This is a genomic window from Pseudoalteromonas sp. SR44-5 (assembly GCF_014163675.1).
GTDB classification, from domain to species: domain Bacteria; phylum Pseudomonadota; class Gammaproteobacteria; order Enterobacterales; family Alteromonadaceae; genus Pseudoalteromonas; species Pseudoalteromonas rhizosphaerae.
In genome coordinates this window covers 101460-125282 of sequence record NZ_JACJDT010000010.1, presented here as the reverse complement: position 1 = coordinate 125282, position 23823 = coordinate 101460, and the positions used below count along the sequence as shown (strand labels likewise).

At 40.8% G+C, this 23823-nt stretch carries 23 protein-coding genes; 5 read left to right on the top strand and 18 right to left on the bottom strand.

The window, feature by feature from the left end:
• Together uvrY and H5154_RS08160 are read right to left on the bottom strand one after the other, a co-directional pair.
• Positions 1-651, bottom strand: coding sequence for a UvrY/SirA/GacA family response regulator transcription factor (gene uvrY, locus H5154_RS08165; RefSeq protein ID WP_016707677.1), 651 nt, complete (start codon positions 649-651; stop codon positions 1-3).
• A gap of 108 nt (positions 652-759) precedes the next feature.
• The gene (locus tag H5154_RS08160) at positions 760-1911 is read right to left on the bottom strand and encodes a dicarboxylate/amino acid:cation symporter (RefSeq protein WP_145242298.1); all 1152 of its coding nucleotides are present in this window, start codon (positions 1909-1911) and stop codon (positions 760-762) included.
• Positions 1912-2332: 421 nt separating this feature from the next.
• Here H5154_RS08160 and cysK point away from each other — a divergent pair, with 421 nt between their 5' ends.
• A complete protein-coding gene (gene cysK, locus H5154_RS08155) occupies positions 2333-3301 on the top strand; it encodes a cysteine synthase A (RefSeq protein ID WP_182717978.1) in 969 nt (322 codons plus the stop codon).
• Between the two features lie 142 nt (positions 3302-3443).
• A complete protein-coding gene (locus tag H5154_RS08150; RefSeq protein ID WP_182717977.1) occupies positions 3444-3884 on the top strand; it encodes a hypothetical protein in 441 nt (146 codons plus the stop codon).
• Positions 3885-3952: 68 nt separating this feature from the next.
• On the opposite strand, the gene H5154_RS08145 is transcribed toward H5154_RS08150, so the two are convergent.
• The gene (locus tag H5154_RS08145) at positions 3953-6229 is read right to left on the bottom strand and encodes an acyl-CoA dehydrogenase (RefSeq protein ID WP_182717976.1); all 2277 of its coding nucleotides are present in this window, start codon (positions 6227-6229) and stop codon (positions 3953-3955) included.
• Positions 6230-6409: 180 nt separating this feature from the next.
• On the opposite strand from H5154_RS08145, the gene H5154_RS08140 reads away from it, so the two are divergent.
• Positions 6410-8254, top strand: coding sequence for a M2 family metallopeptidase (locus H5154_RS08140; protein WP_149982965.1), 1845 nt, complete (start codon positions 6410-6412; stop codon positions 8252-8254).
• An 84-nt stretch (positions 8255-8338) separates the two neighbouring features.
• Here the strand turns inward: H5154_RS08140 and H5154_RS08135 are convergent, their stop codons facing one another.
• From H5154_RS08135 to H5154_RS08075, 13 genes are all read right to left on the bottom strand, one after another.
• Positions 8339-9133, bottom strand: a complete 795-nt coding sequence (locus H5154_RS08135; RefSeq protein WP_182717975.1) for a putative porin — start codon at positions 9131-9133, stop codon at positions 8339-8341.
• A 216-nt stretch (positions 9134-9349) separates the two neighbouring features.
• Positions 9350-9724 (bottom strand): PH domain-containing protein, encoded by a 375-nt coding sequence (locus H5154_RS08130; RefSeq protein WP_145242310.1) that lies wholly within the window; start codon positions 9722-9724, stop codon positions 9350-9352.
• Positions 9724-10638, bottom strand: a complete 915-nt coding sequence (locus H5154_RS08125) for an ABC transporter ATP-binding protein (RefSeq protein WP_182717974.1) — start codon at positions 10636-10638, stop codon at positions 9724-9726. Before H5154_RS08125 ends, H5154_RS08130 begins: the two co-directional genes overlap by 1 nt.
• A complete protein-coding gene (locus H5154_RS08120) occupies positions 10635-11453 on the bottom strand; it encodes an ABC transporter permease subunit (RefSeq protein ID WP_182717973.1) in 819 nt (272 codons plus the stop codon). The genes H5154_RS08125 and H5154_RS08120 overlap by 4 nt, the downstream gene beginning before the upstream one ends.
• A gap of 123 nt (positions 11454-11576) precedes the next feature.
• The gene (locus tag H5154_RS08115) at positions 11577-12758 is read right to left on the bottom strand and encodes a cystathionine beta-lyase (protein WP_182717983.1); all 1182 of its coding nucleotides are present in this window, start codon (positions 12756-12758) and stop codon (positions 11577-11579) included.
• Between the two features lie 45 nt (positions 12759-12803).
• Positions 12804-13727 carry an NAD(+) diphosphatase gene (gene nudC / locus H5154_RS08110; RefSeq protein WP_182717972.1) on the bottom strand — a complete coding sequence of 308 codons (924 nt, stop codon included), beginning with the start codon at positions 13725-13727 and terminating at the stop codon, positions 12804-12806.
• A 134-nt stretch (positions 13728-13861) separates the two neighbouring features.
• Entirely contained in the window at positions 13862-14656 is a 795-nt protein-coding gene (nagB, locus tag H5154_RS08105; RefSeq protein ID WP_149982959.1) for a glucosamine-6-phosphate deaminase, read from the bottom strand.
• 216 nt (positions 14657-14872) lie between these two features.
• Positions 14873-16015, bottom strand: a complete 1143-nt coding sequence (gene nagX, locus H5154_RS08100) for a transmembrane glucosamine N-acetyltransferase NagX (protein ID WP_182717971.1) — start codon at positions 16013-16015, stop codon at positions 14873-14875.
• A gap of 60 nt (positions 16016-16075) precedes the next feature.
• A complete protein-coding gene (gene nagA / locus H5154_RS08095) occupies positions 16076-17194 on the bottom strand; it encodes an N-acetylglucosamine-6-phosphate deacetylase (protein WP_182717970.1) in 1119 nt (372 codons plus the stop codon).
• Complete coding sequence (nagK, locus tag H5154_RS08090; RefSeq protein WP_182717969.1) at positions 17194-18108, bottom strand: N-acetylglucosamine kinase; 915 nt, start codon at positions 18106-18108, stop codon at positions 17194-17196. Before nagK ends, nagA begins: the two co-directional genes overlap by 1 nt.
• Positions 18109-18483: 375 nt before the next feature.
• Positions 18484-18696: a helix-turn-helix transcriptional regulator gene (locus tag H5154_RS08085; RefSeq protein WP_182717968.1), complete on the bottom strand. Its 213-nt coding sequence runs from the start codon at positions 18694-18696 to the stop codon at positions 18484-18486.
• Position 18697: 1 nt separating this feature from the next.
• Positions 18698-19126: a hypothetical protein gene (locus tag H5154_RS08080; RefSeq protein ID WP_149982956.1), complete on the bottom strand. Its 429-nt coding sequence runs from the start codon at positions 19124-19126 to the stop codon at positions 18698-18700.
• A 119-nt stretch (positions 19127-19245) separates the two neighbouring features.
• On the bottom strand, positions 19246-19752 hold the full coding sequence (locus tag H5154_RS08075; protein ID WP_179959226.1) for an NYN domain-containing protein: 507 nt from the start codon (positions 19750-19752) through the stop codon (positions 19246-19248).
• Between the two features lie 154 nt (positions 19753-19906).
• Between H5154_RS08075 and H5154_RS08070 the strand changes: the two genes are divergently transcribed.
• Both H5154_RS08070 and H5154_RS08065 read left to right on the top strand, forming a co-directional pair.
• Complete coding sequence (locus H5154_RS08070; RefSeq protein WP_145242329.1) at positions 19907-20536, top strand: hypothetical protein; 630 nt, start codon at positions 19907-19909, stop codon at positions 20534-20536.
• Complete coding sequence (locus H5154_RS08065; protein ID WP_149982955.1) at positions 20533-21279, top strand: DUF3307 domain-containing protein; 747 nt, start codon at positions 20533-20535, stop codon at positions 21277-21279. The genes H5154_RS08070 and H5154_RS08065 overlap by 4 nt, the downstream gene beginning before the upstream one ends.
• A gap of 55 nt (positions 21280-21334) precedes the next feature.
• Here H5154_RS08065 and H5154_RS08060 read toward each other — a convergent pair whose 3' ends face one another.
• Together H5154_RS08060 and H5154_RS08055 are read right to left on the bottom strand one after the other, a co-directional pair.
• Entirely contained in the window at positions 21335-22738 is a 1404-nt protein-coding gene (locus H5154_RS08060) for a DEAD/DEAH box helicase (protein ID WP_182717967.1), read from the bottom strand.
• Positions 22739-22947: 209 nt separating this feature from the next.
• Positions 22948-23787, bottom strand: coding sequence for an isopenicillin N synthase family oxygenase (locus H5154_RS08055; RefSeq protein WP_145242335.1), 840 nt, complete (start codon positions 23785-23787; stop codon positions 22948-22950).
• Between the last annotated feature and the right edge of the window lie 36 nt (positions 23788-23823).

Here is a 23823-nt window from a genome sequence, read left to right as displayed (position 1 = left end):
CTAGTGGGCGCTGTCGATGTCGATCATCTTATGACGAATAGCCAAATGAGTTAGTTCAACATCACCACCCACATTCAGCTTTTCAAACATTCTATAGCGATAACTGTTCACTGTTTTAGAACTTAAATTAAGGCGTTCGGCAATGTCTTGCACCTTTTCACCTTTAGTGATCATTAACATGATCTGTAATTCACGTTCAGATAAACTCTGAAATGGACTTTCATCAGTACGACCCGTCACTTGCGCAAGGGCAATTTGTTGAGCTATTTCTGGTGCAATATAGCGTTGTCCTGCATTTACTGCGCGAATTGCATTGACCATTTCATCAGAGCCCGCCCCTTTGGTTAAGTAACCATGAGCGCCAATTTGCATCACTTTACTTGGGAATGGGTCTTCACAATGTACAGTTAACACAATAATTTTCACATCAGGGCAATAGCGACAAATTTTCTTGGTCGCTTCTAATCCGCCAATACCTGGCATATTCATGTCCATTAGCACAATATCAGGAGAATGCTGACGGCAAAACTGTACCGCTTCTTCACCTGTTTTAGCTTCACCAATTACTTTAAACCCACGAACATCATCTAAAATACGTTTGATACCCGTTCGTACGAGTTCATGGTCATCAACTAAAAGTACATTAATCAATGGGACACCCTCATATAACCTAACAGCATGTCAGTATGACAATTTAATTCGTCACACTAACACAGAAAATCTGAAACGATAACCCAATTATCGTTTCAGATAACTAATTTAAGATGGCGTTTTTTCACTGAAGCGGTCAACCCACAAGGCAATTACCCCATCACCGGTAACATTACAGGCTGTGCCAAAACTATCCTGAGCCAGATAAAGCGCTATCATGAGTGCCACAGCACCTTCATTGAAACCGAGCATGCTGGTTAATAAACCCAGCGCAGACATGACTGCCCCGCCCGGAGCACCCGGCGCGGCAATCATTACCACACCTAGCATCATAATAAACGGCAACATCCCAAATAATGATGGTACATCCATATTTGGTGATAAAAACATCACCGCCATCGCGCAAGTTACGATAGTGATCGTTGAGCCAGATAGATGAATAGTCGCACACAAAGGTACAGTAAAGTTAGCAACATCTTCTTTTACATTATTTGCTTTGCTTGAGCGTAAAGACACTGGAATAGTCGCAGCGCTTGACATAGTGCCTAAGGCTGTAAAGTAAGCTGGGAGCATATTTTTAATTAATTCAATTGGGTTGCGTTTTAATAAAATACCCGTACCGATATAAAGAATACTTAACCATACCCAATGCATTATTAATGCAGCAATCAACACCACACCAAACGTTTGTAAGGTATCAACAACAGTGCCTGCAACTGTCATCTCAGCAAACACACCTGCAATATAAAACGGTAATGCTGGAATAATAACTTTTGCTAGCAAACCATCAATCACATCGCGGCCCTGATCCGATACTTTTTTCAAGGTCTCTAGCTCTAATTGGCTCATACCGATGCCAAACACAAACGCTGTGGCAAGCGCGGTCATAACACCCATCAATGGTGGGATCTCTAAATCAATAAAACTTGCCACTTCGGTTGCTATTTCAGCTTCAAAGGTTAAACCGCCATCAAATAACGGAATAATTGCACTAACAACCATCACAGCTAATGTGCCTGCAATAATGGTCGAACCGTAGGCGAAACCAACGGTTTTACCTAACAAATGGCCTGAACCTTTTGGTAAACCTGCAATTCCTGATGCTATAAAAAATAAAATAATTAGTGGAATAGTAAAAGTGATCAGCTGACCAATTATTTCTTTTACCGTGTAAAGGAGTTCAACACCTGTTAGTGGAACATATAAGCCCACTAAAATACCGGCCAATATACCGGCAATTAATTTTAAGATTAACGTCATTGTCATCACTTCATAAATTTTGATGGGTGAGGTTTTAGCATGTTTTTAATTATATGTATCATAAAACCGCTCAACAACAGCCTGTTTGCACAAAATACAATCACTTTTAGCGTTAAACGCCCGTCTAATTTGTTCATTATAATATCAACTAGGCAATTCATTATGATCTAGCGCATATAAATTTTGGTCAGTATTTGTATCCCTAATAATCCTATGTCAGCATAACTGATAGTATTTTGGTCTTAATAACTATACTTACAAGCAGTCGCTGTTTTTATTTCATTCAGTTATAAGCCGAATAGATATATCTTATAGCCAAACTTTACTTTAGTTTTTTTAATTCAGCAGTAAAGTGTCACTATTACAGATCGATTACATAAAAATCGGTCACGATTGAATAAATTGCACCTAAGGGAACATTATGTCTACTTTTTTTGAAGATAACTCACTAAGCATCGGTAACACACCGTTGGTAAAACTTAATAGTGTTACAGGTGGGAATGTATACGCTAAAGTTGAGTCGCGTAACCCAAGCTTTAGTATTAAATGCCGCATTGGTGCATCGATGATTTGGGAGGCTGAAAAATCAGGTCAACTTACCAAAGACAAAGAGCTCATCGAGCCTACTTCAGGTAACACAGGTATTGCACTGGCATTTGTTGCAGCCTCTCGTGGTTACAAGTTAACGCTTACGATGCCAAACACTATGAGCTTAGAACGTCGTAAACTATTAAAAGCACTTGGTGCAAACCTTGTACTTACAGATGGCGCTAAAGGTATGAACGGTGCGATCGCTAAGGCAAAGGAAATTCAAGCATCAGCCCCTGAAAAGTTTATTTTATTGCAACAATTCGAAAACCCTGCAAACCCTAAAATTCACTTTGAAACAACAGGCCCAGAAATCTTTAATGCATTAGATGGTAAAGTTGATTTCTTTGTGGCTGGTGTGGGTACTGGAGGTACAATTACTGGTGTCAGCCGTTATTTGAAACTTGAAAAAGGCCTTAATGTAAAATCAATCGCTGTTGAACCAACTAATTCGCCAGTGATCAGCCAAACACTCGCGGGTGAAGAAATTAAACCTGGGCCACATAAAATTCAAGGTATTGGCGCAGGCTTTATTCCTGGTAATTTAGATCTATCAATGATCGATGGTGTAGAGCAAGTGTCTAATGAAGAATGTATAGCAATGGCTCATGAGCTGATGAAAAAAGAAGGTATATTAGTTGGTATTTCATCTGGCGCTGCGGTTGTTGCGGCAAAACGCATTGCTGAGTTACCTGAAAATGCAGGTAAAAATGTCGTAGTAATTTTACCTAGTGCAACTGAACGTTATTTATCAAGCCCACTTTTTGCTGAAGAGTTTTCAGAGCAAGAGCTGGTTCAATAAGTTTAAATAGCTTTTGAAAAAGGATGCAAACTGCATCCTTTTTTATTATTTATTGCATTCACATCACTAATTCTTACCGTAAACTTTACATCTGTCGTATTTCGTCACACACTAAATCATCACTAATAAATCTATTTATCTAATGAAATCATTTATAACTCTTTGCACTGCTACATTTTTACTGCTGTTAAGCGGCTGTGGAAATGAAGATTCACCAAAAGGTGAAAAAAATACCCCAGGAAATAGCGCAGCACTATTTTTTGATACACTTTATAACGAACAGGATCTGAGCAAAGCCACTACCATGGCCACACCTAAAATGGCGCGGATCATGAACTCTTATGGCACCTCAAAACAATTTGCCCGCAATTTAGTCAACATGCAATACGATGATGTAGTAATTGAAGTTGATATGACTAATATGAGTTTAAGAGAACAGTATGGCGATACAGCCAATATCAACCTTATTTTCACAGGCCACTTCAATGGTAATAAAGTTGATGATATGCGCAGCGTAAAAATGGTGCGTAAAAAAGGCAATTGGTATGTTGATAAAATCAATGCCGATCCTTTTGCACGCTAACGCTTTATATTAAATATTTAAATAGCTTAACAAGCCTTGCTCGCAGCAAGGCTTGTTAGTTTTCGCTATTACAGTTCACCTGGCTGATAATTATCTACCGCAATAGCCTGTTTGCGTAGGTTATTTGCAGCATGTAGCTTTTCGCCTTGCTCATCAGTTATTAACTGTTTTTCAAGCGCACTGTCGATTGCAGTTGCTATATCAGCATTACGGTTAAGTGTGCCGTCACGTTGCCATTTCTTCAATCGTTTGAAGGCGGAGCTGGTATCATGCATCGCCATAAACGCATTCTCCATCACACCAGTACCCGCTTTATCATCCACATAACATAAATGAGTTAAGCGGTTTCTAAATACCCCAGGTTGGGTCATATGCTCACAAATTGTTTGTGCAAGTTCATCACTTGGGCGCTGATAATGATTACCAAGCGGAAATACAATACGTTTTAAAATGAAGTTAATAACTGGGTTTGAAAAGTTTTTGAAAAAACCGTCAAATGCTTGGCCAATTTCAAACAGTGACAATTCAACCGCATATTTTACGAACGGAAGATCAGCTTGTTGACGCCCCTCGTCTTCAAAACGTTTTAATACACAAGATGCTAAGTATAAGTGGCTTAAGACATCCCCTAAACGCGCTGAAATCATCTCTTTACGTTTAAGCTCACCACCAAGTACTAACATTGCCACATCAGTGCTAAAGGCAAGTCCTCGGCTCATACGCCCTAACTGCTTATAATATGAAGCAGTCTCACCGCAAACGGGCGATTTTGCAAAATAGCTTCGCGTTAATCCATGTATAAAAGCCATACTCGCATTAGTAGCGGCAAATAAAATATGCTGCAGTAATAATGAATCAAATTCTTTTAACGCAAGATCGTCATCTTCCATTGCTGCGGCTTCCATTTCTTTGAGTACAAATGGGTGGCAACGAGTTGCACCTTGACCGAAGATCATCAGATTACGGGTTAAAATATTCGCCCCTTCAACAGTAATTGATACTGGAATGCCCATATAACCGTGCGCTAAATAGTTATTTGGCCCCACTTGGATCCCCTTACCCGAATGAATGTCCATAGCATCATTCATTACCGTACGGCCCATCTCTGTCATATGATATTTGGCAATCGCAGTCACCACTGATGGGCTTAATTTTAAATCAATGGCTCCGGCAGTCATTAAGCGGCATGATTCAAGACTATAGGTTAGTCCACCAATGCGAGCCAGCGCCTCTTGCACGCCTTCAAACTGCCCGATAGAAACACCAAATTGTTGACGTACCATTGCATAGGCCGATGTCATACGGGCACATAAATGCCCTGTTGCACTGCTCAATGCTGGTAATGAAATACCGCGCCCGGCACTTAAGCACTCAACCAACATCCGCCAACCTCGTCCAGCCCCTTTTTGACCGCCAATGATCCAATCAAGAGGAATAAATACATCTTTACCGTAGGTTGTGCCATTCATAAACGCCATATTCAATGGATAATGGCGCTCACCCGTTTCCACACCAGGGTGATCTGTTGGGATCAGCGCACAGGTTATACCTAGCTCTTTATGTTTACCAAGTAATCCATCGGGATCATACATTTTAAAAGCAAGTCCAAGAACCGTTGCTACGGGTGCAAGCGTAATGTAGCGTTTTGACCAATTTAATCGTAAGCCTACAACTTCTTGGCCTTCAAACTCACCCTTACACACTACGCCAGAGTCAGGAATACTGCCAGCATCAGAGCCTGCTTCAGGGCCTGTTAGAGCAAAACACGGCACATCATCCCCTTTCGCAAGTGAAGGTAACCAGCGCTCTTGCTGCTCTTTTGTACCATAATGTAATAGTAATTCACCAGGGCCTAAACTGTTGGGCACCATCACGGTGACTGCAGCTGTTAAGCTTTTAGTGGCGATTTTAGCTACGATGGTTGAGTTTGCAATTGCTGAAAACTGGCGTCCGCCAAATTTCTCGGGAATGATCAGCGCAAAGAAACCTTGGGTCTTTAGGTAATCCCATACTTCTTTTGGCAAGTCTTTATCTTTTTGCACAATATGATAGTCATCAAGCATTGCCAACAGTGTGTCCACTTCATTGTCTAAAAATATTCGCTCTTTTTCGCTCAACTCTGGCTTTGGGTAGCTGTGAAGTAGTTGCCAATCAGGATTGCCACTAAATAGTTCTCCATCCCACCACACGTCGCCCGCTTCCATCGCTTCACGCTCAGTTTGCGAAAGCGGCGGTAATACCTTTTTAAACATTTTAAATGTCGGGCGACTGACGAGATTTAAGCGGATATCTTTAACCGCAAAAATAACTATCACCAACACCAGTAACAAAATAAACACTGACATGGAAACTATCCTTATTAATTAATAAAACAGATTGACTTAATTATGACCGATCCTTTAATAAATACAATGCCACTGTAAACTCGCATTGCCTGAGCTAAAGAGTCGGTTATTGATAAACTTTGCCTAACACATAGACGCTGCTATCATCCTACCCGATAAATAACAAATATAAGGGTTAACATGACTACTCCACATTTTAAGCTCAGTTTGAGCGCAATAATGGTTGCCAGCACATTAGCATTAAGCGGCTGTAACCAAGAAGCCACTAACACAGTAACTCAAGCTGCAAGCCCTGCGCCGGTAACTGCAAAAGACGCGCAAGCCTTTTTAGATACGACAGAGCAAGAGCTCAGTGCTTTATATCTAGAATCAAGTCGCGCGGAATGGATATACGCTAACTTTATAACGCATGATACATCAGCCCTATCAGCTGAAGTAAATCGTAAAATGACCGAAGCGGTGGTTCGCCTTGCTAACGAAGCTGCACAGTTTGACTCTCTCGAACTTGATTATGACGCACGTCGTAAACTCGACAAATTAAAATTGGCACTGACTTTACCTGCCCCACAAGATGCAGAAAAAACAGCAAAACTATCACAGCTTGTGGCTGAACTTGGCGGTATATATGGTAAAGGTAAATATTGTAAAGACGATGGCAGCTGTTTAAGCCTAGGTGATATGACTGCAACAATGGCCACCAGCCGTGATTACAACGAACTGCTTGATTTATGGCAAGGTTGGCGCCAGGTATCAAAACCAATGCGTCCACTGTATGAACAACAAGTTGTATTAACCAATGAAGGCGCTAAAGAGCTTGGTTATGCAGACACTGGTGCAATGTGGCGTAGTAAGTATGATATGCCAGCAGATGATTTTGCCAAAGAACTTGATCGTATTTGGGGGCAAGTAAAACCATTATATGATTCGCTGCATTGTCATGTTCGTGCCAAGTTAGGTGAAAAATACGGTGAAGACAAAGTACCTCAAGACCAACCTATCCCAGCGCATTTATTAGGTAATATGTGGGCGCAATCGTGGGGCAACATTTACGATGTAGTCGCACCTGAAAATGCCGATCCTGGTTATGATGTAACCGCATTATTAGCCGAGCATAACTACGATGAACTTAAAATGGTACGCGGCGCTGAAAAATTTTTCACCTCAATGGGATTTGCACCTTTACCTGACACCTTTTACCAACGTTCGTTATTCACTAAACCTGCCGATCGTGATGTACAGTGCCATGCTTCAGCGTGGAATATAGATAGTAAAGACGACTTACGCATTAAAATGTGTATTCAGCGTACTGGTGAAGAATTCTCAGTTATTCACCATGAGTTAGGTCACAACTTCTACCAACGCGCTTACAATACCCAACCGCTTTATTATCAAGAAAGTGCTAACGACGGTTTCCACGAAGCCATTGGCGATACCATTGCGCTTTCGGTAACACCTGGTTACTTAAAAGAAATTGGTTTATTAGAGCAAGTGCCTGATGAATCGAAAGACATTGGCTTATTAATGAAGATGGCGCTGGATAAAGTTGCCTTTATTCCATTTGGTTTACTTGTGGACCAATGGCGTTGGCAAGTATTTTCAGGTGCAGTAACCCCTGAAAACTACAATAAGGCATGGTGGGAATTACGTGAAAAGTACCAAGGTGTAAAAGCACCTATCGCACGAAGCGAAGCTGACTTTGATCCAGGTGCAAAATATCATGTGCCAGGTAATACACCTTATACACGTTACTTCTTAGCGCATATTTTACAGTTTGATTTCCACCGTAGTTTATGTGAAATAGCAGGTAACAAAGAAGCCATTCATCGCTGCTCAGTATACAACTCTAAAGAAGCAGGTGAAAAACTCAATGCTATGCTAGAAATGGGTTCAAGCCGCCCTTGGCAAGAAGCATTAGCCACCGTAACAGGTAAACCTGAAATGGATGCAACAGCCCTACTTGATTACTTTGCGCCACTGCAAAAATATCTTGATGAGCAAAATAAAGGCCGTCAATGTGGTTGGTAAGTTAACTAGTTAAATAGCAAAATGCAAAAGCCCGCTCAATTGAGCGGGCTTTTTTAGTATTGCAGTACTAAATTTACAGTTTGATTAGAACTGTAAGCTTACATTTGCAAAGTAAGCGTCATAACCAGAATCATCCCAGTTATTACCGTAACCCGCTTTTAAGCCAACATTTTTGTTGAAGAAATGTTGAGCACCAAAAGTGTAATCATCGTTTTTATTAAATGTAACAAACGCTGATGTCGCTTTAGTGAAGTAGTAATTAGAACCTAATTCCCATGAACTACCACTGTCGTCAGTATCTGAAATAGTACCTTCAACTGTTAGGTAGTTACCTTGCTTAAGGTCCATGAAATATTTTGCATTCACTGCACGGTAATCAAACTCATCGTCTGATGTTAAAGTGAAGCCGATGTAATCTGTGCTGTTTAATTGGTGGTTATATGCTAAATCGAACATAAACACATTATCAGCATCTTCAACATCAATAAACGTTGCTTTTAATAATAAATTTGGATTAAAAAAGTAACCTGCTGATACATTAAATACGTCTTTGCTTGAAACAGAATCAACATCAAGGTTGCTATATTGAGCACCTACCACAAAATTTTCAACAAAGTACTCACCACCAATAGTCGCTACATCGCTAAAGTCATTATCAATGTATGAACCATATACGTTGGTTTGCTTGTTAATATACTCAAATTGATCGTAAGGACCTAATGTTGCTTTTGGTGAGAAGTAATATTTTGAATCAACACTAACTGTGTCGTTGCCATCGGTATCCATATATCCTAAATGGCTGATTGACTGATAGTTATCCGCAGCAGTCGCGGCACTAGAAAGAAGAATACTCGAAATAATAACTGCTAATTTTTTCATAAAAAGATTTCCCTATTTTACATTGTTTTATTGCTACAAGGTTTAACGTTTAACCGGTTGGTTAAGACGGGGCACATCCTAACGCGAGTAAACTGAATTGAAACTTAACTAAGTGCTTGTATTTTATTATAAAAATGTAAGTGGATGTAAGGAAGTGTAAAAAAAAGGTAGCGAATAGGAATGTTAATCGCTACCGTTTTAAAAGCTCAATTATGATCAAAGCGCGTACTGGCTGATTATCCGGTACACATCATTGATATTATCACCCGATTTAAAGTCTTTGCTGATCGGTGTTGGATCAGAGCCAACCCAAATTTTTAATTCAGCATCTAAATCAAAATGACCTGCACTTTCTTTACTAAACTTAGTTATTTTTGAATAAGCAATACTGATCATCTCTATTTTTGAGCCAGTGACCCCCTGCTTATCCAACAAAATTAAACGTTTGTTAGTAAAAATAAACATGTCACGTACCACTTTATAGGCCTTTTCAACTTGTTCACCTTCAATCAGTGTATTTGCCAATACTTTTTCTAAATCATTGTCATCAATTTCACTGGCATTACCCATTAAACCACTTAATAAACCCATTATATTTGCTCCTGTTTAAATATTTGATTTTCTAATGTATGGCCGTTTACCAATTGGCGATACCGCCAACCTTGCTGATAACAATGTTGCAGTATGGTGATATCAAATGGTGTCGCCGTTTTTTGGTACTCGATAACATATTCTTTAGCTTGGCTCATATACACTTTAGACACTTCTGCTAAAGCTTGTATTTTCTCTTCAACATCCGGGTAATGCTCGCTCAATAACAATGTAATAAATCCAGACTCTAGTTCGCTATTATCACTGTGCGTTGGATGCTCTGTGAGCTTACCTTTATCAAGGTGCAGTACATGTGAACATAAGCGTTCTAGTTCAGTTAAATCATGCGAACTTAAAATAAAGGTAGCCTCACTGCTAAGATTCGCAACCACTTCGCGTACTTCGCGAGCATGAATAGGATCAAGCCCAGCGGTTGCTTCATCCAGCATGACTATTTGTGGTTTCCCGATCAGCGCTTGACCTATGGTGACACGTTTACGCATTCCATGTGATAAATCATCAGAACGCTGTTTAGCAACGTCAGCTAGTCCGACTAACTCAAGTACGCGGATCGCTTCTGCTTGGCTTTGCTTATTTGACAGCCCTTGTAGCTGGCCATAAAACGCCAGTTGGTGAGCGATACTAAAGCGCGGATCAAGTTGAGCATCTTGCGGTAACGCACTGAGCTTGCCAAACAATTCACTACTGCCTGGATTATGTCCAATAATATTGAGCGTGCCTTTTGTTGGTAAAATATAACCGCATAACAAACTAAACAAGGTGGTTTTGCCTGCACCATTTGGCCCAACCAGTGCTACTGGCGCGCCTTGCTGTATCTCAAAACTTACCTGATCAAGGGCCAATTTATTACCATACTGCTTAGTTAAACCCTTCGCGTGTATTAGTGTGCTCATAGAGAACTCCTTGCAAAAATACGCTGAGCAATCGCTAGCATCACGGTAGTTTGTATTAACGCAATGCCAATGCTATTAAATATTCCTGCGTTTTGTCCTGCCATTTGATCAAGTTGTACGCCAGGGAAAACATAATCAAGCATTGCCAAAACGGGTATTTGCCAGCTTAAAATACTGACCACAATATTCCCGCCAGCAAAAAATAATACGGCAAGCACCACAGTTAAACGCGCTGAGCGTGCAAAAGTATTTAACAACGTCATTAGTGCTATAAAGGGCAAAACAGCAATTAATAAATAACAGAACAAAACAAAGCTGCGACTTATGCCACTGACTAATAATGCTGGATCTCTAAATACCATAACTGCAACTGAAGCTACCAAGGTAACAAGTATTAATGCTGCTAAAATAAATACCTGTCCTAAAAAGCGGCCAAATAACATTTCATTTCGGGTAGCTCTAAGAGATAAAAAGCGTAGTGTTCCTCGTTGTTTATCACCAACAAGTTGGTCGCTACATAAAAACAAGCAGAAACTAGGAAAGCTATACAATGCAATTAACCAATACATTGCTAATTCAGCTTCAGGCCAATCGAGTAATTTACTCAGTCCAATAGCACCAAATACTTGTTGTGCTAAATCGGCTATTTGGGGCGAACTAATTAAGCTGACCGCTTGACCTATCGGATAGCGTAAAATCAATAACCAACAAATCGAAAATGCGGCAACAGCAAGTAAGCCGCGCTTGGTTAAAAATAATCTCACTAGTTCAAACTGGGCAATCTTTAATAATCGCTGAGGGTGGAGTTGCGTCACAGATATTCCTTATTAATCTATATACAGCTTACACTAAGGGCAAACGTGTTGAATTACTAGCAAAAAAAAGCCCGTATTAATACGAGCTTTGTAACAAATAATGTAGTCTTATTGATCCGCAAGCTACAAATTCTGCTGGTATATGTCGAGTGCTTGGCTTAAATCAGCAATCAAATCGTCCACATCTTCAAGGCCTATATGTAAGCGGATCACTGGTCCTTGCGTCCAACCAGTTGCTGAGCGTAAACCTTTCATAGTTAAGTTGGCAGTCACTAAACTCTCGAAGCCGCCCCACGAGAAGCCCATTTTAAAATGCTCTAAACTATCTAAAAAAGCATCAATCGCGCTTTGGTTACCTTGTTTCATAACAAAAGAAAACAAGCCATTACTACCATCAAAATCACGCTTAAAAAACTCATGACCCGGACACGTTGCAAATGCCGGGTGACGAATATGGTCAACCAATGGATGCTGCTCTAACCAAGTAGCGACTTCGATCGCGGCTTTTTCATGCTGATTTAAACGTACCGCCATAGTGCGCAGGCCTCTTAACGCTAAATAGGCGTCATCAGCCGACGTACATTGACCAAGTAAATATGAATTTTCTCGTAGTGTCGGCCAGTATTTTTTATTGGCCACTGCCACACCCATCATCACGTCCGAATGACCCACAATGTATTTAGTTGCCGCTTGAATACTAATATCCACCCCGTGTTCAAGTGGGCGATAATGCAAGCCATTACCATAGGTGTTATCAAGCATGGTCATTACCTCATGCTCATTGGCAACTGCAACCATGGCTGGTACATCTTGAATTTCCATGGTGATAGAACCTGGCGACTCTAAAAACAGCACTTTGGTGTTGTCTTTGATCAGCGCTTTAATATCTGCTCCAATTGTTGGAGGATAATAAGTCGTCTCAACGCCAAAGCCAGCTAAAATTTTATCGCAAAAATCACGCGTTGGTTCATAAGCATTATCTACCATTAAGATATGATCGCCCGCTTTCAAAAAAGCCAATAGTGTGCTGCTAATGGCCGCTGCACCACATGGATAAAGCGCACATCCCTCACCACCTTCAAGCTCAGTGATCGCCTCTTGTAATGCAAAATGTGTAGTAGTACCACGACGACCATAAAAAAGTGTTTTATCGCCACGTTTTTTTGCCGCTTCTTTAAGCTCTGCCACTGAATCAAAAACAACTGTCGATGCACGTTGCACTACGGGGTTAACCACCCCATGAGTATATGCTTTTTTACGTCCGGTACTTACTAACAGCGTACTTTTATTGCTTTTTGTCGTCATCATTAATCCTTAAAATATTTCGTTAGAACATACTCTGCACTATGCTTAATCTTGCAAATTACACCAATAGTCGATTAAATAGCGCGAGATAGAATCAGCTCTTGGTAGCTTTAAATGCTCCCCCTCTTCGTGCCAATTGCCAAATTGAGCAAGCTCTTCACGGCTAAACCACCGCGCATCGTCTAGTTCGTCTTTATCAACCTGGATATCTTCCGTAACAGCTTCAGCGATAAAGCCCAGCATAATCGATGATGGAAATGGCCACGGCTGCGAGGCAATATACTTAACATTTTCAACCACAATGCCCGCTTCTTCCATCACTTCACGCGCCACCGCTTGCTCTAAGCTTTCGCCCGGATCAACAAAACCAGCTAAAGACGAATACATACCTGCTGCCCACACAGCTTGGCGACCAAGTAAACAGCGTTCAACACCATCAGCAAATGTACGCGTTACCACCATGATCACGGCCGGATCAGTTCGCGGAAACGTTTGGTGTTTACACCCATCATTACTACATAAACGTGAATGACCCGCTTCAACCAGCTCATTTTCGCTGCCACAACGTCCACAAAAACGATGAGTTGCATGCCAGTAACACAAACCTCGTGCCAGTGCAGCCATTGAGCCTTGCGCGATTTCCACTTGCACCCCAAAGCGACGAATATCGACAAACTCAGCGTCACCTATCAGCTGGCTTAAGGCGGCTTCGTCTAGCTTGCTTACATCAAGTGCGAAATGACTGGTTTGCTGCTCATCTAAACCTAAAAATATCGCTTCGTTTAGTGCTAAGTGACTCACATCACTAAAGCTTAAAAAAGTCACAGCAATATTATTTATATCAAATAAAGTGTGATTGTTATTCACCAATAACCAACGGCTTTGCTCATTTATTTGTGCTGCCACCCATTGTTGCTCTTTACGTAGGTTTGATGCGCGGTTTAAAGGCATCTGGCTGTAATTTAGCATGCTTATCCTTGTTACTATTTAGATGGCTAAAACTACCATAAGCTTACACGAAACCCAATTTATTACTGACGTTGAAACAGCCAAAAAAAAAAGCCCTGAAGGGCTTTTTAAACACACAATAAATTCTGTCGTAATTACAATGTAGCTAAATGAGCCTGTAACTTTTGATTTTCAGCTTCGATATGCTGATAAAACTCTAAATCTTCAAGTTTGCTTGCTGCTGCTTTATCAATAACAATCACAGCATCTTTATGTAACTGAAGCGCAGAGGCTGGACATTTAGCCATTAACGGGCCTTCAATCATAGCATGCACTGCATCAGCCTTATTTTCACCCGTAGCAAGTAAAACAACTTTTTTCGCCTCCAAGATCGTACCAATTCCCATCGTAATTGATAACTGTGGCTGATATTCATCAGCAGCAAAAAAACGGGCATTATCATCAACGGTTGCTTTAGTCAGGGTTTTTACACGAGTACGTGAACGCAGACCTGATGAAGGCTCATTAAAGCCGATGTGACCATTACGTCCGATGCCTAATAACTGTACATCAACACCGCCTGCTGCAACTATTTTGTCTTCGTATTCTTTGCATGCTGTAATTGGGTTTAGGGCATCCCCTGGCGGTACAAAGGTATTATCTTTGTTTATATCAATATGGCTAAACAATTGCTCATTCATAAAGTGGCGGTAACTTTGTGGATGATCGCCCGTTAAACCTAAGTATTCATCTAAATTAAACGTTGTTGCTTGTGAAAATGAAATCTCACCCGCTTTATTTTTAGCGATTAATTCTTGATATAACGCAACTGGCGTAGAGCCCGTTGCTAAACCGAGCACTGACGTTGGTTTTTTTTGTAATTGTGTTGCGAAAATATTTGCGCCATATGCTGCTACGGCTGCTGCATCATTTAAAATTACTATTTGCATATTAATTTGCTCAGTTATTAAATTAGTTGATGAAAAAATGGCATCTAAGTCCCAACCCCATGTGCAATCGGATTGGGCCTTAGATCAAACCAAACAGGGATACACTATTTGGCCAACACCATTATGACAACGCTGTCATTGTTGCCATTCAATTTTAGTTTGTAAAGTAAAAGTGAATAAAAATTTACCTTTTTTACTGTGCTGTACATTAGCCAGCTAAACACTGACAAATATTTTGCGCTTATACATCCAATGTAATAAAAGCATTTGCACCAGCAAAAGCGCAACCACGCCAATCAGTGGCTGCCAATCGGTAGCTGCAGCTGCAATAAAGCCACCAAACACGCTATGGCTTATAAACTCCCAATTCACTAAGCTTGATGCCAAATAAATAATGATTGAGTTAGCGCCAATAATCACAAACGGATAAGCTAATTTTTGGCCATTGAGAATATCAATCACTGCATAAAACACAGCCAGTAATATTGCGCTCCACCCGACTGTGACTAAAACAAATGAACTGGTCCATAATTCTTTATTAACTGGAAACTGTAAATCCCAAAGCCAACCTAAGCAAACACTCACAACACCTGCAACAAATAATATGCCTGCTGTTTGCCATTCGCCAATCTTACTTGCTCTGGCGATTAGTTGTCCTGCAAATACCCCAAACATGGCATTCACAATAGCTGGTAGACTCGATAACACGCCCTCGGGGTCGACGGCTCTATTTTGATAACTAATACCGGGTAAAAAATGCGAATCAAACCATGCATTCCAACTCCCCTGTGCACTTAAATCACCAGCGTTACCTCCTGGTACAGGAATAAAACACATCAAGATCCAATACCCTAGCAGGAGAGCGATTGCTGTAAAGAGCTGTGTGCGAATACTGGTATGCCACACTAGCATTGCACAGAAAAACCATGCAATCGCTATTCGACCAAGTACACTCGCATAGCGTATTTCATCGAAGGCAAGCGGAATACCTGTGCCCCAACCATGGTTATACATCCCCCCTAACCCGCACAATAGCAATAACCGCTTTAACGCTTTAGCATAAAAAACTTTTCGCTCTTGCCATGGCAGATGATCGATGCGTTTTGGTGCTAAGCCCATCGCCACACCTGATAAAAAGATAAATAACGGAAAAATCAAATCGTAAAATGTAAATCCATGCCATGCACTGTGTAGCGTATGCGCTTCAAATACCTGCCAACCAGTCCAACCGGTTAAAACAAATAAAGCGGCAAAAATAGATTGCCCACCTAAAATCCAAAACATATCCATGCCACGTAAAGCATCAAGAGATGCTAAGCGCTTTTTACTCGGCTTTGTGTCTGTATGTGCTGTTGTCATTATTTTTACTCTTAAATAAAAAGCCCCGCGATACAACTGCGGGGTCTTTACAGGGAAACGTTACACTGCATTACCTGCAATATAAGTTGCTTTTACAAACTGATGTTCATCGAGCACCACAAAGTCTGCATCAAAGCCATCAAGTAAACGTCCCTTTTTCTTGAGGTTTAAATATTCTGCTGGATACAGTGCAGCCATGCGTAAACTTTCACTGAGGCTTACATCCAATGTATTAATGGTATTACGCACTGCACTGGCCATGTCTAATACACTGCCTGCTAATTCGCCCGTACTTGAGTTTAATCTATCCCCAGTACGAATTACTTTGCGCCCGTCAAAAAAATCAAATTCCATATCATCGGTACCCACTGGTGGCATTGCGTCAGTGACTAACATAATTTTGCCGCGCTGTTTGGTGCGAATAGCTAATTGTGCAGACAATGGATGTACATGATGCCCATCAACAATTAAGCCACACCAGCTGTTATCATGCCAAAGCGCAGCGCCAACCACGCCTGGTTCACGCGATGTAAACGGCGACATCGCGTTATATAAATGTGTAAACCCATCGGCGCCAGCATTGAGTGCCGCCATTGTCGTTGTATAGTCAGCATTAGTGTGACCTAGTGATACTTTTACACCACACGCCACTAAGCGCTCAATATCAGCAATGCTGACATTTTCTGGCGCTAAGGTAACCATTTTGATACCTAAATCTTGACGCGCATAAATGGCAAATTCTTGTTCGCTAATTGGGCGAATAAACTGCTCACTGTGTGTGCCTTTTTTTGGAAAAGACAAATGCGGACCTTCAAAGTGAATACCTAATACACCCGCGACCCCTTCGCATATTGCTTTTGCTGTTGCATCAGCAGCTGCTTGCATGGTTTCAACTTTATCGGTGATAAGTGTTGGCATCAGTGCCGTTGTACCAAATTGACCATGCGCTTTTGCGATACGATCTAAGCAGTGTGTGCTTTGCTCAGCATTAAAAAATGCCCCGCCACCGCCATTAACTTGTACATCGATAAAGCCTGGCGCAACTAAACCATTTAGCTCAATAACACTGCCTGTGGTGGAAGTTTCAAGATGAAAAATGCCATTTTCAACGCTGAATAATGCATTATCTAGAAATTTTTCAGCCGTGAATAAACGTGTCGCGCGATAGAAGGTTTTCATTACAGTGCTACCTTTTGGTTTTGCTCTAATACTGATTGCTGTGCAAAATAAATTGCGCCCATTTCAGGCGGTTGCTTTGGTACTTCAACGAGTTTTGCAATTGCTGGGTCAAGCCATTGATTTAAAGGCTCTGCAAGACCACCGATCATAGATAAACGCGGAGGATTGTTCTCTAATAAACGATGCGCTAACTGACTCACGTATTGCGCTCCGTCTTTTACAATGGCTAAAGCGATTTGATCGCCTTGGTGTGCTGCATCAAATACATAGCGAGCAAGTTTTGCATAGCTACTTGACGGTTGTCCGGCCATTTGCTCTGCAATGCCCATTGCTGTGGTGACATTAAAATGCTCTTTAACCACTGGCGTCATTATCGTGTGAGGACCTAAACCATCTAGCTCCATTAACACCGCTTTAATTGCCTCTAAGCCCATCCATGCGCCACTGCCTTTATCGCCAAGTGCAAAACCATGACCGCCGTAATTCACCGACTGCCCTTTTACATATGAAAAACCACATGAGCCAGTACCCGTGATTATCACAGCACCATCACCGCCTTCATGAGCCCCGATACACGCCGTATGTAAGTCAGTAGTTAAAAACATTTGTTTAAATGGGTGCTCCCACTCTGTTATTTTTTCATATAAGTTCGGTAAATTAACACCCGCCAATCCTAAACCGGCATACACTTGATGAATAGACTCTAATGGCAAACCTGCATCGCGCATCGCCAATTGTGTAGATACCATTATTGACTCTAATGTGCGCTCCAACCCATGTAATGGATTCGCAGGGCCACCTAAACCTGTTCCTAATACCCCGTTTTGCGCAGAGTATATAGTTGCACGGCACTTAGTTCCGCCACCGTCGATACCAATATACAATTGGTCCTCATTCGCACTCTTAGCCATCATTTAACGACCTCTAACCTTCGTTTTATATTTGTATTAATCGCATGTTTTTTATTATCTTAATGCGATTCACCCGCAACCCATGTTGAATTAATGTTACACAAAAAATGACAGCGTTGTCATTAAGTTTTTTATAAAAAATCTCACATATCCCACATTTATCTCTAATTAATTGAATTAAATAAATAATTAATATCAATTAAATTAGTGTCGACTATCTTTTAACGTAATAATAAGGTTTAAAAATGACATTATTACCTAAAAAAACAACAAAAATGGTGATTTATAACACTATTTTCATAACTTAAATGGCCAAAAACATAAATAAAAATGCAGAATATGCATTCAGTTTACCAAAGAAAATAATTTAGTAAAGATTCACTGACGATATTGGAATATTTTTTCTAGTGGTAGATTAAAAACAATCGCTATCTTAAAAGCGACCTCCAGCGACGGTGAATACCTTGCCGCTTCAATTGCGGCAATTGTTTGACGCGTCACCCCAACGACTTCAGCTAATTGCTGCTGCGTCATTTCATTATGCTGAAACCGTAATGTACGGATCGTATTAGTAATCGCTAACTTTGCCATTCTAACCTCTATATAATAGCCAAGCTTCGGCCCCAGCGCCGATTATCTCGCTCACCAACGCTGCGATTACTAACTGGTGAACCGGACTAATTGCAAACCCAAAATGTGGGTCAATCAGCATTGCAAACACCGCGTTCACAACGCCTAATTGTAAAATAAGTAGTGCAACACTTTTTGCTTTTAAGGCAATAGCCTGTTCACGTTCATCTTTCGCTTGATCCGCATATTTAGTATTAAATATCGCTAAGATAATGTGCATCACAATAAGCATTACAACGGTTTGTATCGTAAGTGATATCAACAAGCCACTTGCTAATAACGGATCCATCTGAGCTTCTGGCGTCATTGATAATACTGACTGCAAGTAATTAAACAACACAACCATCGTTATGCACATCTCAAGTAACCGCGATTTTTGTGTATAACTCATATCCCCCCCTTATAAAAATAAATTTTATGTTAAGTATACTTAACATTAATGAATATAAGAGTGAGCTCGCACCATGTCAAATATTTTTAACATAATGTTATATTTTTAATACATTAGTTTCAAAGTAACAGGGAATCATCAATGCAAAAAAACTGTGCCGCACTTTGTTTTAATGCATCAGCCGTCAGTCTATCAGCGCCATAGACGTCACACGGTACATTATAATGATGCTGTAAATGACCCAGCAATAAGGCAAAATCCCCGTCGCCGGAGAGTAAAATAACTTTGTCGAGGTTTTTACCTTGTTCTAGCATGTCGATGGTGATGCCGACGTCCCAATCGCCTTTTGCGCTGCCATCTTTACGCTGAATAAATGGTTTTAGCTTTACCTCAAAACCAATCGCACGAAGAATATTTTGAAATTGAGATTGCTTTTCGTCCCCGCGATAAATTGCATATGCAATCGCGCAGTCTATATCATAGTCATCACTGATTTTTGCCCAAAAGGCATTGTAATCAAAGTTTTTTCGGTAGCTCTCTCGACAGGTGTAATAAATATTTTGGACATCGACAAAAATCCCCACTCTCGGCTTTTTCGCCGTTGTACTATGTATTTCTTGACTCATGCGTTATCCCTTTTAAATTAATCACACTACTGTAGCATACCCTGATTAATTTCAAGCCCTTGCATTTAGCTTACAAGTAACCTAAATTAGTTACATTGAAGCATGTAACCAAAATTGGTTACTTTTCTTTATGTAACTTAAATCAAGGACATTTATGATTGCGGTGATCAGCGGTGATGTGATCAAATCACAACATATTCCAAAGCACGACTACGATGCGATGCTCTACCAGCTCGACCAAAGTTTGCGAGCAATTACTCAACGCCATCTAGGACAAAGTATTATTTATCGAGGCGATGCTTTTCAGGTGCAAATAAATCAACCACCCCAAGTATGCCGTGTCGCAGTGCTACTTTACTTACATCTTAAAGCCACCGGCTATGAAATTCGCCAAAGCCTTGCCATTGGTGAAATAGATAATGCTAGAGCCGATATTAAAACAGCAACAGGCTCTGCATTTACATTATCGGGGCGCGGTCTTGACGAAATCCATAACCAACGCTTTACTCTTAGCAGTATTGATGAACTCAAAAATGATGGCTTAACCCTTAATCTAGCTTTTATTGACGTGCTCCTGAGCAAAATGACACACAAACAAGCGAATGCCTTATATGTCTATTTAACCGCAGAAAACAATCAACATAGTGAACTTGCTAAACAATTAAAAACCAGTCGTGAGAATGTGACCAAGTTACTTAATCTTGCACATTATCAGTTGATCGAGCGTTTTTTAGACTATGCAGAGCAGGCCATTGCTAATGCCGTGATAGGAGTAAAAAAATGAGTTTTATGTTGTTATTAGTTGCATTATTTATCGGTCATATTTTAGCTGATTTTTATTGGCAGCCAATGAGTTGGGTTAATAACCGTAATACACGTCACTTTCGTGCTAAAAAACTGTACTTGCATGTGCTAGTGCACGGTCTAACTACGGCAGCAATTGTCAGCTGGTGGGAGTTTAGTTTTGGCTGGCAAGAGCTCTCGCGTATCGGTATTGCCACAGCTATTGTTATCGTGACCCACTACTTAATTGATTTAGCAAAATCATATTCAAACAAAGGGGTTGTGCCATTTATCATTGATCAACTTGCTCATCTTGTCGTGATACTACTACTGACTGTGTGGTTGAGCGACAACAGTGAATTTATTACCAGCATTTGGCAATGGCTGATAACCCCCACTACATTATGGGTGCTATGTGGCTATTTACTGGTATTGAGTCCCAGTGCTGTGTTCATTCGTATGATGTTAGAGCGTCTCACTACCGGGTTTAGCTCCACAGGAAGTTTACCAGCAGCGGGGCAAAGTATTGGCATGCTTGAGCGAGTTTTAATGCTTACATTTATTTTGCTAGATCAGTTGGCTGGCGTTGGCTTTTTATTAGCAGCAAAATCGGTATTTCGCTTTGGCGACTTACGTGCCAGTAAAGATAAAAAACTCACCGAATATGTTATGCTCGGTACACTTTTAAGTGTCACCGTCACCTTATTTATTGGCTTAGCAGTTAATTATCTTAAAGCATTATAGAAATAAAAAGCATAAAAAAACGCGCCAGCTTAGGCGCGTTTTTATCAAAATATTATTACGTGTTACTCGCGCCATCATTACCAGAGCGACGACGTTGACCACTGCCACCAACAGATTGACGCTTAGCCCATGGGTTTTGTGTTTGCTCACCAGCGGCTTTAGCAGCAGGTTTTTTGCCTGAGCCACCACGGCGTGGGCCGATGCCATTACCGCCGTTATTATTTGGCTTTTTGCTATCAGACTTAGGTTTAGAAAAAGGCTGACCCGCTTTTTTAGGCTTTTTAGGTTTGATAGGTCGTGCATCAAGCTCTCTTTCAGGCACTCCTTTTGTTGGCTCAAAACCAGCTTCTTTTGCACGTGGGATCAATTCACCGATAAAACGTTCAATACCGTATAAGTCATCAGCATCTTCCGGTGTTACAAATGAAATTGCGTCGCCAGATGCACCCGCACGGCCGGTACGACCAATACGATGCACATAATCTTCATACACATTAGGCAAATCATAGTTAACTACATGTGGCAGTTCAACAATGTCTAAACCACGGGCAACAATATCCGTTGCCACAAGTACGCGTACTTCGCCACTTTTAAAGCCTTCAAGCGCTTTAACACGCGCGCCTTGAGATTTATTACCATGAATTGCAGCGCCAACAATATCATCGCGCTCTAACTGCTTTACTAAACGGTTTGCACCATGTTTAGTGCGGCTAAATACCAACACTTGTTGCCAATCATTAGTACGAATTAAATGACTTAACAAGGCGGTTTTACGTGCTTTATCTACCGCATAAACGCATTGGGTAACACTTTTTGCCGTGGTATTTTTTGCAGCGACTGAAATTTCGACCGGATCATTAATAAGCCCTTTCGCAAGCGCTCTAATATCGTCTGAGAACGTCGCTGAGAACATCAAGTTTTGACGTTTAGCAGGTAACTTGCTGATGATACGTTTAATGTCATGAATAAAGCCCATATCAAGCATACGATCAGCTTCATCAAGCACCAACACTTCGAGGTTATCGAACTTCAAGGCATTTTGGTTATGCAAATCCATTAAACGACCCGGAGTGGCAACTAAAATATCTACACCTTTGCGTAAACGCATCATTTGCGGATTAATTTTAACACCACCGTACACAACAAAAGAACTGATATTAGAATGCTTAGCATACTCTTCAACATTCTCGCTTACTTGTAATGCCAGCTCACGGGTTGGAGTTAAAATTAAAGCACGAACTTGGTTAACCTTGGCTTTTTGGCCTGTTGATAAGCGCTCAATTAACGGTAAAGTGAAACCCGCTGTTTTACCTGTACCAGTTTGCGCTGCAGCCATAACATCCCGACCTTCAATGATCGCTGGAATGGCTTGAGCTTGAATTGGTGTTGGCGTTTCATAGCCCTTTTCTAAAACCGCATTAACTAAAGACTGTGATAAACCTAACCCATCAAAACTCATATTTTCTCTCAATAATTTTAAGGCCCAATCGGCCAATGGCGCATTATACCGATCGTACGCAATAATGCATGGTATATTCACGTTTGAAATAGCGTCAGCCAAATTTAACTAGCCACATCACACTATAACTCACTAAAAAAACACAACCTTAAAAAACAAAAAAGCGGCACTGTGGCCGCTGTTGAAAAGCTATCATCACTTGAGTGATGCTATTTAACACCTAACTCACGCAGACGCTCTTGTAAGTAACTGTCAGCAGTATAACGCGCTGATAACACCACATCTGGACGCGGGTGCAAAAATAACGGCAAAGAAATACGTGACTTAGATGACGCTTTGCCAGTAGGGTTAATAACACGGTGAATAGTCGACGGAAAATAACCACCTGACGCTTCTTGCAACATGTCGCCAATGTTAATAATTAAACTGCCAAAATCGCATGGCACATCTAACCAACCGCCATCTGTTTTTTGTACTTGCAAGCCTGGCTCATTTGAAGCAGGTAATACCGTTAATAAATTAATATCACCATGTGCAGCAGCACGAATAGCGCCAGGTTCTTCATCACCTGTCATCGGCGGGTAATGTAATATACGTAATAATGTTTGCTCTGAATCAGCAATCATATCTTTTAAATCGATTGAAAACTTAGCACGCACATCCGCTGGTGCTTCAGCTTGCACCCAGCTTAACAATGTCGCAGCAAATTCATTGGCTAAACGATAATATTCGCGAATATCTGCTTCTAACTGCGCTGGTACACGGCCTTTTGGATAAACATGAAAGTATTCTTTAATGTCTTTAACTGTAAAGCCTTTTGCAACTTCTGATACCGAAGGCGGAAAGTAGCCATCTTGAGTGTCTTTAGAGAATAAGAATTCATGTTTTTGTTCAGAATTAAAAAAATCCTGCCAATTTTTATAAATTGATTCAACAAGAGACTGTGGAATTGGGTGGTTTTTTAATACACCAAAGCCCGTATTTCTAAGAGACTCAACAAATTGAGCGGCCGCATCGCTCGCTTTATAATCAACGGTAGGTAATTGCATGTTCGTATCCAATGAATTAAGTTGTTAAAAGCCTTT

Excerpts from the sequence above, each read along its gene's own strand:
- H5154_RS08085 (WP_182717968.1), bottom strand. The coding sequence starts at position 18,696 with ATGGCAAAGTTAGCGATTACTAATACGATCCGTACATTACGGTTTCAG.
- H5154_RS08060 (WP_182717967.1), bottom strand. The coding sequence starts at position 22,738 with ATGAGTTTTGATGGGTTAGGTTTATCACAGTCTTTAGTTAATGCGGTT.
- H5154_RS08150 (WP_182717977.1), top strand. The coding sequence starts at position 3,444 with ATGAAATCATTTATAACTCTTTGCACTGCTACATTTTTACTGCTGTTA.
- H5154_RS08075 (WP_179959226.1), bottom strand. The coding sequence starts at position 19,752 with ATGAGTCAAGAAATACATAGTACAACGGCGAAAAAGCCGAGAGTGGGG.
- nagX (WP_182717971.1), bottom strand. The coding sequence starts at position 16,015 with ATGACAACAGCACATACAGACACAAAGCCGAGTAAAAAGCGCTTAGCA.
- nagB (WP_149982959.1), bottom strand. The coding sequence starts at position 14,656 with ATGCAAATAGTAATTTTAAATGATGCAGCAGCCGTAGCAGCATATGGC.
- H5154_RS08055 (WP_145242335.1), bottom strand. The coding sequence starts at position 23,787 with ATGCAATTACCTACCGTTGATTATAAAGCGAGCGATGCGGCCGCTCAA.
- H5154_RS08160 (WP_145242298.1), bottom strand. The coding sequence starts at position 1,911 with ATGACGTTAATCTTAAAATTAATTGCCGGTATATTGGCCGGTATTTTA.
- nagK (WP_182717969.1), bottom strand. The coding sequence starts at position 18,108 with ATGATGGCTAAGAGTGCGAATGAGGACCAATTGTATATTGGTATCGAC.
- nudC (WP_182717972.1), bottom strand. The coding sequence starts at position 13,727 with ATGCTAAATTACAGCCAGATGCCTTTAAACCGCGCATCAAACCTACGT.
- nagA (WP_182717970.1), bottom strand. The coding sequence starts at position 17,194 with ATGAAAACCTTCTATCGCGCGACACGTTTATTCACGGCTGAAAAATTT.
- H5154_RS08115 (WP_182717983.1), bottom strand. The coding sequence starts at position 12,758 with ATGACGACAAAAAGCAATAAAAGTACGCTGTTAGTAAGTACCGGACGT.
- H5154_RS08140 (WP_149982965.1), top strand. The coding sequence starts at position 6,410 with ATGACTACTCCACATTTTAAGCTCAGTTTGAGCGCAATAATGGTTGCC.
- H5154_RS08080 (WP_149982956.1), bottom strand. The coding sequence starts at position 19,126 with ATGAGTTATACACAAAAATCGCGGTTACTTGAGATGTGCATAACGATG.
- H5154_RS08145 (WP_182717976.1), bottom strand. The coding sequence starts at position 6,229 with ATGTCAGTGTTTATTTTGTTACTGGTGTTGGTGATAGTTATTTTTGCG.
- cysK (WP_182717978.1), top strand. The coding sequence starts at position 2,333 with ATGTCTACTTTTTTTGAAGATAACTCACTAAGCATCGGTAACACACCG.
- H5154_RS08125 (WP_182717974.1), bottom strand. The coding sequence starts at position 10,638 with ATGAGCACACTAATACACGCGAAGGGTTTAACTAAGCAGTATGGTAAT.
- H5154_RS08070 (WP_145242329.1), top strand. The coding sequence starts at position 19,907 with ATGATTGCGGTGATCAGCGGTGATGTGATCAAATCACAACATATTCCA.
- H5154_RS08065 (WP_149982955.1), top strand. The coding sequence starts at position 20,533 with ATGAGTTTTATGTTGTTATTAGTTGCATTATTTATCGGTCATATTTTA.
- H5154_RS08135 (WP_182717975.1), bottom strand. The coding sequence starts at position 9,133 with ATGAAAAAATTAGCAGTTATTATTTCGAGTATTCTTCTTTCTAGTGCC.
- H5154_RS08130 (WP_145242310.1), bottom strand. The coding sequence starts at position 9,724 with ATGGGTTTATTAAGTGGTTTAATGGGTAATGCCAGTGAAATTGATGAC.